Origin of the sequence: Gilliamella sp. Choc5-1 (genome assembly GCF_001690595.1) — a bacterium.
GTDB lineage: Bacteria > Pseudomonadota > Gammaproteobacteria > Enterobacterales > Orbaceae > Gilliamella > Gilliamella apicola_M.
Genome location: NZ_LZHH01000046.1, coordinates 1 through 14,339, shown reverse-complemented (window position 1 = coordinate 14,339; position 14,339 = coordinate 1). Strand labels below are relative to the sequence as shown.

Sequence of the window (14,339 nt, the reverse complement as noted above, 5' to 3'; positions counted from 1 at the left end):
ACATAAAACTAAGCAATTTTACATCAATAATATAACTATTTGTATATCATTACGTATAGGCACAATATTATCACAAATAACTAATAGTGATAAGTTTTACATGAACAAAAGCCTCGTTTTTAGACGGATATACAATAAAACAACGAATAAAAATAGAATACTTTTAAATATAGTTATAAAGATTCTGGTGATAACGATTGTAGTTATAATGATTAACGTTATAATGTGTCGTATCATTTTAGGTAAAAAGAACACTATGACAATACAGACTTTTTCTGATTTAGAGTTAGACGATATTTTAATTCACAATCTTCAAGCACAAAATATAACCACACCGACAGTAATCCAAACGCAAACAATCCCTGTTGCTTTAGATGGCAAAGATATTTTAGGCTCAGCCCCTACAGGCACAGGTAAAACACTAGCCTTTTTAATTCCTACCGTGCAACATTTACTAGACTTTCCACGTCGAAAGCCAGGCCCACCGCGTATTTTAATATTAACACCAACGCGTGAGCTTGCCATGCAAATTGCCGAGCAAGCCAAATTATTAACCGAATCGACACATTTAAGTATTGCAACCATTACTGGTGGTGTTGCTTATATGAATCACGCTGAAGTATTTAGCAAAAATCAAGATATTGTTATTGCGACAACTGGTCGATTATTACAATATATAAAAGAAGAGAATTTTGACTGCCGAGCAGTTGAAATGCTTATTTTAGATGAAGCTGATCGCATGTTAGACATGGGCTTTTTGCAAGATGTCGAAACCATATCAGCCGAAACACGCTGGCGTAAACAAACCTTACTATTTTCAGCTACACTTGAAGGTGATGGACTACATGATTTTGCTAACCGTATTTTGAACGATCCTGTCGAAATCAACGCTGACCCATCGCGTAAAGAACGTAAAAAAATCTTACAATTTTATTATCGAGCTGACGATCTCGCTCATAAAGTAGCACTGCTTACTTACTTATTAAAACAAGAGGAATTTAAAAAAACGATCGTTTTTGTCCGTAAACGTGAGCGTGTACATGAATTAGTTAGCTTACTACATCAAGCTGGTATCCATAGTTGCTATTTAGAAGGCGAAATGGTACAAGCCAAACGTAACGAAGCAATTAAAAGAATCAGCAACAATACAGTTAATGTACTAGTAGCTACCGATGTCGCGGCTCGTGGAATAGACATTGATGATATCACCCATGTTATTAATTTTGATGCGCCAAAAACAGCCGATGTTTACTTACATCGAATAGGTCGCACGGCTCGTGCTGGTAAAAAAGGCACAGCAATAATGCTAATCGAAGCCCACGATAACGAATTACTACAAAAAATTGAGCGCTATATTCAAGAGCCAATCAAATTAAGAACAATTAACCAATTGCGACCAAAAACCAAAGATCCAAAACCAGCAACAAAGAAAAAGCCATCGCAAAAAGCAAAATTAAAAAAAGCTGGCAAAAAAGAAGAAATCAAAAAGAAAAAAATAAAACAACGTCATCGGGACACAAAAAACAAAGGTAAACCCAAAAAATCAATAAATAATACCGAACAATAAATCACAACTTAATAGGTTAAACTTATGATATTGATTGTTTATAATGACTTGGATAACAGATTTAAATCGCTATAATACGTAGCGACAAGATTTGCAATAATATATAGGAGAAAACGCATGACATTAGTCACTCGCAAAGCCCCAGACTTTACATCAGCCGCAGTTCTAGGTTCTGGTGAAATTGTTAACAATTTCAATTTATCACAACATATTAATGGTAAATATGCTGTTGTATTTTTCTGGCCAATGGATTTCACTTTTGTTTGTCCTTCTGAAATCATCGCATTTGATCACCGCTTAGAAGAATTCAAAAAACGTGGTGTTGAAGTAATTGGTGTTTCAATGGACTCTGAATACGTGCACAATGCATGGCGAAACACACCACAAGACAAAGGTGGTATTGGCGAAGTTAAATTCCCAATTGTTGCTGACGTTAAACACTCAATTATGCAAGCTTATGGTGTTGAACATCCTGAAGCTAGTGTTGCGTTACGCGCTTCATTCTTTATTGATAAATCAGGTATTGTACGCCACGAAACAATTAACGATTTACCAATTGGTCGTAACATCGACGAAATGATCCGTATTGTTGACGCGTTCCAATTCCATGAAGAACACGGTGAAGTTTGCCCTGCACAATGGACAAAAGGTAAAAAAGGTATGCAAGCAAACCCAGACGGCGTTGCTAGTTTCTTAAAACAACACGCTAACGAAATTTAATTTATTTTTACTTATTAAAATATTTCTGCCGGAGTTTACCTCCGGTTTTTTTATCCACAAACAAACTAATCCAACAGAATCATAAAGTTGCGTGTAACCCCACAACGCCAATAATAATAATGGTAAGCCCAAACAAACGTGGAAAGTTTTTAGGCTCATTAAATAACAGCATATTGGCTAATACCGCGCCTGATGTACCAAGACCAACCCAAACAGGGTAAACAATACTTAATTCAAGATAATGGAGTGAAAAGTAAAAAAGTACAAAAGAAACAAAAAATCCCCCCCAATACAATACAAGTCTAGATGGATTTTTCTCCTCAGCATATAACTTAAGACCAATTGCACCAAGCACTTCAAAAACTGACGCTATCAATATAAGCAGCCATCCCATGATTGAAATTATCCTTTATTATAATATTAACTATCAGCTCGTTTTAGTTGAACAACACCAACAATAATTAGTGCAACAAAAAAAAGTTGAATTAACTTAACTTCTTTGTCAAAAAGCAACATATCAATTACTGTTGCGCCAATCGCTCCAACACCTGAAAAAATAGCATAAACTGTACCTGTGGGAATCGTTTTGCAAGCATTAGTCAAAAAGGTAAAATCGACAATAATGAGTGATACAATAATAATCCAATGCCAAAGTTCCGTTGCGATGCTAAATCCCAAAATCCAACACAATTCAAAAAAGCAGGTCAGCATCACAAATACCCACTCTTTATTTACGCCAAACATAGCTACCTCGCTTTGCTGTTTTAGTTTTGCCGTAGTAATCAAATTTTTGCTTTAAATATATGTTTGATTATGCTCTATTGCCGATAGAAATCGGCAAAACAAGGATGGTTCGCAAATAAAAATTTGCCACCAAAAAGATGTTAATTGTTATATATTCCCAACCATTAAGCCATAGTGTTTAATGCTACGAAAGTCGTTACAACTTTTATTCTTATTTTTCAAATAAGTAAATGATTCTATAATGAAGGTTCATAAATAGCAAGGGCTAATTTTTATAATTCATGCGTATCTCTTATATAGATTAAACTACCTAAGTAAAACGCTACGCCTTAATACCAAACGTTTACCTTTACTTAAAAATCAAACAAAACTACAAACTAAAGAATATTTATTTTTTATTATTGTTATGATTTTTTTGTTTTTTTACTTAAACACTATACGTTCCTGAAAGTTTTTGACAAATGGCGCTGTTTTTGTTTATTTAGATAAATAGCGTAATAACCATCATATTAATCAAGAATTCACCAAACTCGTCCACCTATAAACGAATAAAAAAGCCGAAAGAGTGATATAAACTTTGAATTGAGGTGTGAGATAATCAGCAAATATTTAATAATTCAAAAGATAAAAAAACAAAAATTAAGTGGTTTATTAACTTTTATAATAAGGTTAAACCAATAAAGTGATTTTGGGAAAACGCATTATTCATTTTTAGAGAACCATTTTTATCATGATGCGTAAACAACTCGGCGTTTTCCCACAACTAAATTAAATAATATTGTTGTGAGTTGTATTACATTGATTTACGATACTCAACTATATCTTCAATGGTTACAACGGGCATATGATATCTTTTAGCAAATTGAACGACCTCTGGTGCCCTTGCCATTGTTCCATCATCATTCGTTAACTCACACAGTACTGCGGCAGGTTTTAAACCCGCTAATGTCACTAAATCAATTGATGCTTCGGTATGGCCTCGGCGAACCAATACACCACCTTTTTTAGCAACTAATGGAAAGACATGCCCTGGGTGATTAAGATCGCTAGGTTTAGCGTTATCATTAACCGCAGCTTTAATGGTTGTAACGCGGTCGGCAGCTGATACGCCTGTTGTAACTCCATTTGCAGCTTCAATCGAAATGGTAAACGCTGTATTATTTTTACTAGTATTATTTTCTACCATCATAGATAAATTTAACTCATCACAGCGTTTTTTAGGCAAACATAAACAAACAATACCACTGCCATAACGAATGGTTAAAGCCATTTGTTCACTAGTAATGGACTCGGCAGCCCAAATAATATCACCTTCATTTTCGCGATCTTCGTCGTCTAACACGAGCACACCTTGACCTGCTTTAATAGAGGCAATCGCTTTTTTGACACGCTCAATCGGCGTTCCAAATTCATTTAAATTAAACTGATTCATGGTAAATACCTATATTTTTTAACACTTGCTCATTTCATTATTTACTAAATTAACTTTAAATAACCGTTTAACGATGATGCTATTTAGCCATAAAATTAATTAAGTACAAATAAATAAAATACCAGAATCAGGGCAGTGCTCGACCAGCATAGTTTTGCTTTTCAACAAATATTGGAAAGATAAGCAACTCTCTTTTATCCAGACTTTAACTGTCGGCTTTGGAATTTCACCAAATCTGCTTGACCTTAACTTATCAATAATTAACTGCATAATAAAATAATCATCACAGTTAAAAGGACAAATTAAGCGCTCGTGGGCTATACCACCGGTGGGGACTTACACCCCGCCCTGAGAATTTTGCCAAAACATTGGCAAGTCACACTATAATACAAAATGATAAAAAACACACGGAGATTTTAAAACGAAATATTGCCGCAAAATGCGGCAATAATAGAAAGTGAAGAATATTAATGCATACGGGTTTCATTTATTTTACGTCGTTCAGTTTTACGCATCCATAACCATGAAATAAACCCTATAATTCCAACGATCAATAAAATAATAGTTGCAAGCGCGTTAACTTGCGGATCAACCCCTAATTTTACTTTAGAGAAGATCAATTTAGGTAAAGTCATTGCCCCAGGTCCTGTTACGAAATTAGCAATCACCACATCATCAAGTGATAAAGTAAAGGCTAATAACCAACCAGAAACTAGTGCTGGTGCAATCATTGGTAATGTAATAATAAAAAACACTTTCAATGGATTAGCACCTAAATCTAAAGCAGCCTCTTCAATTGATTTATCAAGTTCACGCAGTCTTGCGCTAATTACCACTGTCACATAAGCCATACAGAAAGTTGTATGCGCCATCCAAATAGTAATTGCACCACGATCTTTTGGCCACCCAAGAATTTGCCCCATACCAACAAACAAAAGCAATAATGCTAACCCGGTAATAATATCAGGCATAACAAGCGGTGCTGTTGTCATAAACGAAAACAGATTTGCGCCTTTAAATTGTTTAAAGCGAACAATAGCATAAGAAGCAAGTGTACCTAAAACTGTTGCAAAAGTCGCTGCACACGCGGCAATTGCTAAACTCAGACCAACAGCTTTAAATAGTTCTTCATTATGCATTAGCTCAAAGTACCATTTAGTTGAAAATTCTGCCCATACCGTAACTAAGCGAGAACTATTAAATGAGTAAACAATTAAAATAATCATTGGGATATATAAAAATGAAAATACTACCAATAAAATAAGCCCTTTAAGGCATCGAAAAATAAGCGCTAATGTCACAATCACTGTCACAATCAAGCTAAATATTAAACTATTAACATATAAGCTTATATTGGTAAGTAAACCTAACCCAGCCGAACTAATCAGTACTGATAGTATTAACGAGCCCAATAGTAATGAGATAAATACAATCACAGAAGATCGCAAAATAACAGGTAAATCATTCATCTATTTACCCTCCATTTGTCGGCTTTGAAATTTATTAAAATAGTAAATTGGTACTATCAAAATCAACAACATAACAGTCGCAACCGCAGCTGCTGCAGGCCAATCGGTATCTCGAGAGAATATAGTCCAAATCTGCGTACCAATCATAATGCTTTGGGATGGCCCTAATAATTCAGGTATCACATATTCACCAACGGCTGGAATAAACACTAGCATACCACCAGCAATAATGCCATTTTTGGTGAGTGGCACAATAATTTTAAAAAAGGTTTTAATTGGCTTACAACCTAAGTCTAATGCGGCTTCAATTAACGTCGAATCTACTTTACTTAATGAAGTATAAATCGGTAATACCACAAACGGTAAATAAGAATACACAATACCAATATAAACAGCCAAATAGGTTTTTATAATCACAAGTGGCTGATCAATAACCCCTAACCACATTAAAAAGTGATTTAACAAACCTTCTTGATTTAAAATACCAATCCACGCATAAACTCGAATTAAAAATGATGTCCAAGATGGCAAAATAATTAATAATAACAAAATATTTCGTGTGGATTGTTTACATTTTGAAATTGCCCATGCTAATGGGTAACCAATTAAAATACATAATATGGTTGAAATAGCTGCAATTTTTAATGATTCTAAATAAGACTCAAAATAAATATTATCATTAACTAAATTAATATAATAACCAAAATTCAAAGCAATATTTAGTAGCCCAGCATCATAACTAAATAAATCAGTATAAGGAGGGATGGCAAAGATTTTTTCAGAAAAACTAATTCTAAAGACAATTAAAAATGGTAATAAAAATAACAATAACATCCATAAATAAGGGATGGCAATAACAATTAAACGCCCATAAAGTGTCATCAGATCAGTATCTGAACGTTGTTGCTGCATCTTTTTATAAGCAAAATAAATTGCCACAAGCCCAGCAGGAACAAACAGTACACTACCTGCAATAATCAGCCGATAAGCAAATTTAGATGGCTTATAATTTGCTAAACATAATCCCACACATGACAACAAAAAACTTAATGTCATCGCGGTAAATAGCGCATCTAAAAATAAGTTATCAAATGCCCCTGTTGTCACAAAACGCCAATAAACATTGAGCAACACAAATGCATTTAACAACAATCCTAATACAATGGATCGCATTATGATATCCTCTTTTGTTTATTCAGTAAGCACAACACAACTATCTACTTCCCAACTTAAGTTAACTATGTCACCCCAAGTTGGCATACCTTTACGATAACGATATTCATTTTGAAGCTGTGCAATAATAATTTGCCCGCTTGGTAATTTAACATGATAAATCGACAAATCCCCAAGATAAGCAATTTCGACCACTTCACCAGTTGCCACATTGTAGCCATCTTCTGGAATTTCGTCGCAAAGTTTAATTTTTTCAGGACGTAGTGCAACTTGTGTTGGCACACCTTCAACCGCTGGCGAATCATAATCGACTTTTAACGGACGCTTAATCATAGGACAATTAATGATCAAACCGTCTTCTTGTGTTTCTTGCAAAATACCATCAAAAACATTTACCGAACCAATAAATTCGGCACTATAACGGCAATTTGGATGTTCATAAATCTCTTCAGGTTCACCAATTTGTACAAATTGACCTTTATTCATAATCGCAATACGGCCTGCCATGGTCATAGCTTCTTCTTGATCATGAGTTACCATCACACATGTTGCACCCACTTGCTCTAAAATGCTCACCACTTCAAGTTGCATTCGATCTCGAAGCTGTTTATCAAGTGCCCCCATAGGTTCATCAAGTAATAATAATTTTGGACGTTTAGCCAAACTACGAGCTAGTGCCACACGTTGTCTTTGCCCACCAGATAATTGATGCGGTTTACGTTTACCAAATTGCTCCATATGCACAAGGGCTAACATTTCATCAACACGTTGTTTTATTTCATCCTCATCTAATTTATCTTGTTTTAAACCAAAGGCAATATTCTGCTCAACCGTCATGTGAGGAAATAAAGCGTACGATTGAAACATCATATTAATTGGACGATCATAAGGCGGAACTTGTGATAAATCCTTACCATCAAGAATAATTTGCCCTGATGTAGGCTGTTCAAAACCAGCAAGCATTCGTAACAATGTAGATTTACCGCTACCTGACGCACCTAATAAGGCAAAAATTTCACCAGTGTAGATAGTCAAGTTGACATCATCAACAGCATAATAATCATCATTAAAAACTTTAGTTAAATTTTTGATCTCCAACAGTGGAGTTACCATCTTTTTTTTAGGCTGCACCTGATTTGTTGTTTTATTGTTCACTCTATTTTCCTCATAACAACAAGCCAAAAAAAACGAGACGGAAAGGCTAAATAACCCATCCGTCTAGAATTATTATCTAAATTCGATATACAAAATATCGACTATTTACCAGTTTTAAGTTTAGTCCATGTACGAGTAATTACGCGCTCAAGTTTAGGATCTTTAACTTGTAAAGTGAATAGTTTTTCCATCACTTCTGGTTTTGGATAAACCGCTGGATCGTTTTTCACCTCTGGTTTTACAAATTTGTCATTTGCTTCTTTATTGGCACTAGCAAAATTCACATCGTTGGTGACTTGTGCGGCAATTTCAGGATTCATAACAAAATTTAAAAATTCATGCGCTTCATCAGGATTTTCAGAATCTTTTGGAATAGCAAAAGTATCAAAGAAGACTAATGCGCCCTCTTTTGGAATTTGATAACCAACATGCACACCATTTTTTGCTTCGTTAGCTCTATCTCGTGACTGTAAAATATCGCCAGACCAACCTAAAATGACACAAATATCACCATTTGCCAAATCAGTAATATATTGTGAAGAATGGAAATAACGAATATTTGGTCTCACTTTCTCTAACAACTCGTAAGCCGCACCAGTATAATCTTTAGCATCAGTACTGTTTGGATCTTTACCTAAATATCGAAGTGCACTTGCAAAGATTTCAGTTGGCGCATCTAAAAATGCCACACCACAATCTTTTAGTTTTTCCATGTTTTCTGGTTTAAAGACTAAATCCCAGCTATCAACTGGTGCGTCTTTACCCAAACGTTCTTTAACTTTATCAATGTTATAACCGATACCTGTTGTCATCCATACATAAGGGATAGCATATTTATTGTCAGGATCATGCGTTGCCATTAACTTCATTAAATTTGGATCAAGATTTTTCCAATTTGGTAACTTGCTTTTATCTAACGGTAAATAAACATCTGATTTAATTTGTTTAGCTAAAAAGCTATCAGAAGGTGAAACCACATCAAACCCAGAATGGCCTGCCATTAATTTACCTTCAAGGATTTCGTTTGAATCGTACACATCATAAACAAGTTTGATGCCTGTTGATTTTTCAAAATCAGAAATAGTATTAGAACCGATTTGACCCGCCCAATTGTAAAAATGTACAACACGATCTTTAGCAATAGCAGATTGAGATAACGCTAGTGAAACACCAGCCACGATTGAAAGAATTGTTTTACGTTGAGTAAACATGCTCACCACTTCTCCTCTTGTAGGGATATTACATGTTAGACACAAGCCCATTGCAAAGACACAACGGACCCCCAAATTTTGCTATTGACGTTATTAACAATGAATAAATCACCAACATAATAAAACGCCTAGCGAAACCGAGGTAATCAGGCAATCACAAGTCATTAATAAAATAAATGAACAAGTAGAGCTAACCTTGCATTACGAGGGATAAAATACCTTTTTTTTTCGAGATGTCTACTTAAAAAATCAAATATTAAAACTTTCTTAACTGAGTGGCTATGTTTTAACCACTCACAAGATAATAAACAGTATTTAGCAATTAATTAACCGTTATTATTCGGCAGTAGCTTGCATAGTTTTACTATTAGGTTGCCAAACGCGGTATTTTACTTGTAAATCATTAGGAACATAAAAAACTAACGGTAAGCTACTGTTATAATTTAATAAACCTAAATTATGGTTAATTGTCACAAACTCGTTTTTACTGCTACCTTCAGGACACGCCATTAATGTTGATAAATTGCCAACGGTCTTTTCAACAACATAATAAGAATATCCCCAGCCTTTAAGCTCTTCTTGTTTAACTACGCCACCTAAATTATGAAAATTACAATCAACGTTCATCTCTTTACCAATAATCACCTCAACTTTTGTATTGTTCTCATTAGTAATCGCTGGTAAATGAATAGCATAACGTGTAAAACCAGCTTGAGCTGTAGGGAATGGCGCCGTATCATTGGCATTTTGTGCTATAGGTTTCATTTTAGGCGAATTTGCACACGCAGTTAACGCCACACCTAATAATGTCAATAACATTAATTTTTTCATTTTTTAAATCTCCATTAACAAAATTAATTATAAACACCATCATATTAATTTGAAGTGATAATGCGTATAATAATACTATCAGAATTAATAAATATGGTAAAAAAATGCCAGTAGAAAAAAACACGACTGACTTATTAAAACTAATTTTAAACCTTTTAATCATCGGATTACTAATCATTATTACCTATCGTATTGTTGAAGCTTTCTTATTCGGATTCTTCTGGGCGGTGATGGTGGTTATTACCACTTGGCCATTAATGATAAAAATTCAACAAAAATTATTTAATAAACGCTGGCTATCATTACTGGTTATGGCTATGATATTGGCTCTTGTTTGCATCATACCTTTCATATTAATTATTAGCTCAGTAGCACAAAATGGTCACCACCTTATTGAATGGGCAAAATCACTTTCACATCAACAATTACCTAAACTAGATTGGTTAAATAACATCCCTGCTTTTGGTCCCGAACTACACCAAAAATGGTTAACACTAATTCAAACTGATGGTTCTGACTTAGTATCAAACATACAACCCTATATTGGTATAATGATAAGTTGGTTACTTGAACAGGCCACCAACATTGGTATATTCATCTTTCATGCAGGTGTGATGATCATTTTTAGCCTATTACTCTATTTAAAAGGTGAAAGCATCACCAAATATGTCTACCTACTAGCCAATCGATTATCAAAACAATATGGCGCAACTACAGTCACATTAGCAGGTCAATCCATCCGCGCTGTAGCGCTTGGCGTTGTAGTTACCGCTATCACCTTAGCCCTAATTGGAGGATTAAGTTTTGTATTTACTGGAATGCCATTACCTGGTGTGCTAACACTCATCTTATTCATTTGTTGTGTGGCACAAATTGGTCCTGTCGTTGTTATGCTAGGATGTATCTGTTGGCAATTTTGGATGGGCAACACCGTTTCAGGTATTATCTTAATTGTTGTTGCTATTATATTGACCACTTTAGATAGCGTAATGCGGGCCTACTTAATCAAAAAAGGCGCTAACTTACCTTTTTTACTTATATTATTTGGTGTTATTGGCGGATTACTAGGTTTTGGTATAATGGGGCTATTTATTGGTCCAGTAGTACTGGCATTAACTTATAAAATAATTCAAACATGGGTTGATGAACAATCTTAAACCATTTATCATCACCCACAAAAAAGCATAAACAAATTGCTAATACATAAAGTGGCACAAGCAAAAATATACATTTAACTAAAAACAACTTAGCAAGAATGCACACAAATAGAAAGGAGCGTTATTTTTACTGATCGTATTTAGGTTACTTTAGATAAAACGCTAACGTAACAGATCAGTTATAATAATATATAAATCATGCGAATACCATTTATAAAATACAATCATCAAAAACATCTTGATGAATTAACTAAAATTCAACAAAATGCAAATCAATACCAAATTATATATAATCCTAAAGCTTATCGACTAGCTTTACTCGAAAGCATAAAGCAAGCTAAGCATCGTATTTATATCGTTGCACTCTATTTAGAACAAGACGAAGCTGGTAGAGAAATCCTTAACGAGCTATATCAAATCAAACAACAACGCCCAAACTTAGATATCAAAATATTTGTTGACTGGCACCGTGCACAACGTGGACGAATTGGCGAAGACAAAGCGCACACCAACGCCAACTATTACTACCAGCTAAAACAGCAACACCCAGAGATCGACATTCCGATTTATGGCGTTCCAGTAAACCGCCGCGAAGTACTTGGTGTATTGCATTTAAAGGGCTTTATTATTGATGATACCGTCATTTACAGTGGCGCAAGTATTAATAACGTCTATTTACACAAACGTGAAAAATATCGCTACGACCGCTACCACTTTATCACTAATCCGTTATTAGCCGATAGCATGGTGCAATTTATCAACGACCACTTTATGCCATATCAAGCTATACAGCTACTTAACACTGGCACACACAAAACGCGCAAACAGATCAAATCCGAAATCAAAGCTCTGCGCCAACACTTAATGGATGCAAGTTACCAATATGACGGCAATGCCGATAACGACACCTTATCGGTTGTCCCAATAATGGGACTTGGGCGTAATAACTCACTAAATAAAATCATCCATCACTTAATCAACGTAACCGAACAAAAAATTATTTTTTGTACGCCATACTTTAATTTGCCTAACATCCTAGTGCGCGACATTATTCGCCTGCTACGTAAAGGACGCCAAATCGAATTGATCATTGGCGATAAAGAAGCTAACGACTTCTACATTCCACCTGATCAACCCTTTAACATATCAGGCGGATTGCCTTATTTATACGAAATCAACTTAAGAAGCTTTATTGAGCGTTTACAAAATTTTATTGATAAAGGACAACTGACCATAAGATTATGGAAAGACGGCGCGCAAACCTATCACCTAAAAGGTATCTGGGTAGATGACAAATGGGCGCTCATAACGGGTAACAACCTAAATCCACGAGCGTGGCGCCTTGACCTTGAAAACGGCATATTAGTACATGACCCAAAACAAGAATTAAGCGACAAGTTCAACCAAGAACTGAACACCATTCGTCAAAAGACCACGTTGATAACGCATTTTCAACAAATCCAAGCAAGCCAATTTTATCCAAACCAAGTTCATAAGTTGATAAAGCGACTAACTCGCATCAAAGTGGATAGGATTATTAAGCGGTTGTTATAACTGTGGAGGGGATGAATAAAAAATTTAATAGATTTGTTTGAATTTGGTAACAGAATTAACTATCAACTTTATTTGCAAATACACAAAATTTAGGATGGGTTCGAAATTTTACCCAATCGTTGGTATAAAGTATTTCCATATTTTATTTTTCCCAATGCACCATGTCGTAAGGGTAGTATGGTTGGTCTTTTAGGGTGCTGTCGTCTAAGCCGAGTATTTTGGCTAACGCACCACTTTCAAAGCACCAATAGCCTGTATGAATATTCCATTTGCTTTTATGATCATCATACCAGCCAGTATCTGAATGCCCTCTATACCACTCTTTTTGTAGGTATTTTTTTAATCTTTCTACCGCTGCGGTTTTATCTGTTTGAGCCAATGAAATAATGTCTTGGGTTGCTTTATAAGGTCTTGGAAATTCAAACTTTGCCGTTTGTTTGCCCCATTGGGTACTGTTTTGTAAAAGAAAATCAACCAGATAATCATTGAGATGATCCCTTTCAACCAAAGATTTTAATTTTTCAAATATATCTGGCTCTGCATCTAACATAATACCGATAGATAACATCCAAACCATGGATACATAACCATTACTTTTTTTCCAACTTTCCTGCATTGAATTTATTATAGAGTAATAACATTTTTCAATTTCTACTTTACTCATTCCTAAAGAATACTTAGCCCTAAAAACTTTATATTTATATTGGATCGGCTACACTAATTCATACAACTTTTTTAAGGGGTAAGGTAAACTTATCACAACTAAAAAAGGAACAAATATGAATAAGATTAAACGCAAAAGACGAACATTCACAGATGATTTTAAACAGCAAATGGTCAGTCTTTATCAACATGGTAAATCACGTAGTGAAATCGTTGCAGAATATGATTTGACGCCATCCGCATTGGACCGTTGGATAACGCAATCAAGCCAAAGTGGCTCATTTAAAACAAAAGATAATCGCAGTCCACAAGAACAAGAGTTAATCGCGTTGCGTAAAAAGCTTAAACAGCTGCGTATGGAAAACGATATTCTAAAGCAAGCAGCACTGATAATAGGGCGAAAATCGCTATCCTAAAAGCAAATCGACATCGTTATAGCATAACAAAGCTATGTCAATATTTAGGATTATCAAGATATTATGCTTATTATCAGTGTAAATTGAATAGACAAAAATCAGTAGGGCTTTATGCCGATAAAATCGTGACGCTATTTAATCAGAGCTATCAGTCTTATGGTACAAGACGAATTCGTTTTGATTTACAAAAAGAGAATATTTGGGTGTCACGCCGTTACATTGCTCGGGTGATGAAAGCCTTATTGCT

Annotated in this window: 15 protein-coding genes and 1 riboswitch; of the genes, 6 read left to right on the top strand and 9 right to left on the bottom strand. The window is 34.9% G+C overall.

Features of this window, described 5'->3' with window-relative positions:
- The first annotated feature begins 256 nt into the window (after window positions 1-256).
- Together srmB and A9G35_RS03765 are read left to right on the top strand one after the other, a co-directional pair.
- Window positions 257-1,567 carry an ATP-dependent RNA helicase SrmB gene (srmB, locus tag A9G35_RS03770; protein WP_065635736.1) on the top strand — a complete coding sequence of 437 codons (1,311 nt, stop codon included), beginning with the start codon at window positions 257-259 and terminating at the stop codon, window positions 1,565-1,567.
- A 117-nt stretch (window positions 1,568-1,684) separates the two neighbouring features.
- Entirely contained in the window at window positions 1,685-2,287 is a 603-nt protein-coding gene (locus A9G35_RS03765) for a peroxiredoxin C (protein ID WP_065635735.1), read from the top strand.
- Window positions 2,288-2,366: 79 nt separating this feature from the next.
- On the opposite strand, the gene A9G35_RS03760 is transcribed toward A9G35_RS03765, so the two are convergent.
- The 8 genes from A9G35_RS03760 to eco all read right to left on the bottom strand — a co-directional run bounded on the left by A9G35_RS03760 (window position 2,367) and on the right by eco (window position 10,302).
- Window positions 2,367-2,681, bottom strand: a complete 315-nt coding sequence (locus tag A9G35_RS03760) for a DMT family transporter (RefSeq protein ID WP_065635734.1) — start codon at window positions 2,679-2,681, stop codon at window positions 2,367-2,369.
- 26 nt (window positions 2,682-2,707) lie between these two features.
- Entirely contained in the window at window positions 2,708-3,031 is a 324-nt protein-coding gene (locus A9G35_RS03755; RefSeq protein WP_065635805.1) for a DMT family transporter, read from the bottom strand.
- Window positions 3,032-3,824: 793 nt separating this feature from the next.
- The gene (gene ribB / locus A9G35_RS03750; RefSeq protein ID WP_065635733.1) at window positions 3,825-4,463 is read right to left on the bottom strand and encodes a 3,4-dihydroxy-2-butanone-4-phosphate synthase; all 639 of its coding nucleotides are present in this window, start codon (window positions 4,461-4,463) and stop codon (window positions 3,825-3,827) included.
- A gap of 182 nt (window positions 4,464-4,645) precedes the next feature.
- Window positions 4,646-4,823: riboswitch (FMN riboswitch) on the bottom strand.
- Between the two features lie 107 nt (window positions 4,824-4,930).
- A complete protein-coding gene (locus A9G35_RS03745; RefSeq protein WP_065635804.1) occupies window positions 4,931-5,767 on the bottom strand; it encodes an ABC transporter permease subunit in 837 nt (278 codons plus the stop codon).
- 165 nt (window positions 5,768-5,932) lie between these two features.
- A complete protein-coding gene (locus A9G35_RS03740; protein ID WP_081300108.1) occupies window positions 5,933-6,844 on the bottom strand; it encodes an ABC transporter permease subunit in 912 nt (303 codons plus the stop codon).
- A gap of 279 nt (window positions 6,845-7,123) precedes the next feature.
- Window positions 7,124-8,260 carry a putrescine ABC transporter ATP-binding subunit PotG gene (gene potG / locus A9G35_RS03735; protein ID WP_218057195.1) on the bottom strand — a complete coding sequence of 379 codons (1,137 nt, stop codon included), beginning with the start codon at window positions 8,258-8,260 and terminating at the stop codon, window positions 7,124-7,126.
- Between the two features lie 101 nt (window positions 8,261-8,361).
- Window positions 8,362-9,471 (bottom strand): extracellular solute-binding protein, encoded by a 1,110-nt coding sequence (locus A9G35_RS03730; protein WP_065635731.1) that lies wholly within the window; start codon window positions 9,469-9,471, stop codon window positions 8,362-8,364.
- 336 nt (window positions 9,472-9,807) lie between these two features.
- Window positions 9,808-10,302, bottom strand: a complete 495-nt coding sequence (eco, locus tag A9G35_RS03725) for a serine protease inhibitor ecotin (protein ID WP_065635730.1) — start codon at window positions 10,300-10,302, stop codon at window positions 9,808-9,810.
- A gap of 104 nt (window positions 10,303-10,406) precedes the next feature.
- Here eco and ydiK point away from each other — a divergent pair, with 104 nt between their 5' ends.
- Both ydiK and pssA read left to right on the top strand, forming a co-directional pair.
- Entirely contained in the window at window positions 10,407-11,459 is a 1,053-nt protein-coding gene (gene ydiK / locus A9G35_RS03720; protein WP_065635729.1) for an AI-2E family transporter YdiK, read from the top strand.
- Between the two features lie 198 nt (window positions 11,460-11,657).
- A complete protein-coding gene (gene pssA / locus A9G35_RS03715; protein ID WP_065635728.1) occupies window positions 11,658-13,013 on the top strand; it encodes a CDP-diacylglycerol--serine O-phosphatidyltransferase in 1,356 nt (451 codons plus the stop codon).
- 142 nt (window positions 13,014-13,155) lie between these two features.
- On the opposite strand, the gene A9G35_RS03710 is transcribed toward pssA, so the two are convergent.
- Window positions 13,156-13,722 carry a PoNi-like cognate immunity protein gene (locus tag A9G35_RS03710; RefSeq protein ID WP_255305941.1) on the bottom strand — a complete coding sequence of 189 codons (567 nt, stop codon included), beginning with the start codon at window positions 13,720-13,722 and terminating at the stop codon, window positions 13,156-13,158.
- A gap of 70 nt (window positions 13,723-13,792) precedes the next feature.
- Between A9G35_RS03710 and A9G35_RS03705 the strand changes: the two genes are divergently transcribed.
- The gene (locus A9G35_RS03705; RefSeq protein WP_065635726.1) at window positions 13,793-14,092 is read left to right on the top strand and encodes an IS3 family transposase; all 300 of its coding nucleotides are present in this window, start codon (window positions 13,793-13,795) and stop codon (window positions 14,090-14,092) included.
- 125 nt (window positions 14,093-14,217) lie between these two features.
- A partial coding sequence (locus A9G35_RS14075; protein ID WP_442903167.1) for an IS3 family transposase occupies window positions 14,218-14,339 on the top strand: 122 nt, incomplete at its 3' end.

Excerpts from the sequence above, each read along its gene's own strand:
- srmB (WP_065635736.1), top strand. The coding sequence starts at position 257 with ATGACAATACAGACTTTTTCTGATTTAGAGTTAGACGATATTTTAATT.
- A9G35_RS03765 (WP_065635735.1), top strand. The coding sequence starts at position 1,685 with ATGACATTAGTCACTCGCAAAGCCCCAGACTTTACATCAGCCGCAGTT.
- A9G35_RS03760 (WP_065635734.1), bottom strand. The coding sequence starts at position 2,681 with ATGGGATGGCTGCTTATATTGATAGCGTCAGTTTTTGAAGTGCTTGGT.
- A9G35_RS03755 (WP_065635805.1), bottom strand. The coding sequence starts at position 3,031 with ATGTTTGGCGTAAATAAAGAGTGGGTATTTGTGATGCTGACCTGCTTT.
- ribB (WP_065635733.1), bottom strand. The coding sequence starts at position 4,463 with ATGAATCAGTTTAATTTAAATGAATTTGGAACGCCGATTGAGCGTGTC.
- A9G35_RS03740 (WP_081300108.1), bottom strand. The coding sequence starts at position 6,844 with ATGCAGCAACAACGTTCAGATACTGATCTGATGACACTTTATGGGCGT.
- A9G35_RS03730 (WP_065635731.1), bottom strand. The coding sequence starts at position 9,471 with ATGTTTACTCAACGTAAAACAATTCTTTCAATCGTGGCTGGTGTTTCA.
- eco (WP_065635730.1), bottom strand. The coding sequence starts at position 10,302 with ATGAAAAAATTAATGTTATTGACATTATTAGGTGTGGCGTTAACTGCG.
- ydiK (WP_065635729.1), top strand. The coding sequence starts at position 10,407 with ATGCCAGTAGAAAAAAACACGACTGACTTATTAAAACTAATTTTAAAC.
- pssA (WP_065635728.1), top strand. The coding sequence starts at position 11,658 with ATGCGAATACCATTTATAAAATACAATCATCAAAAACATCTTGATGAA.
- A9G35_RS03705 (WP_065635726.1), top strand. The coding sequence starts at position 13,793 with ATGAATAAGATTAAACGCAAAAGACGAACATTCACAGATGATTTTAAA.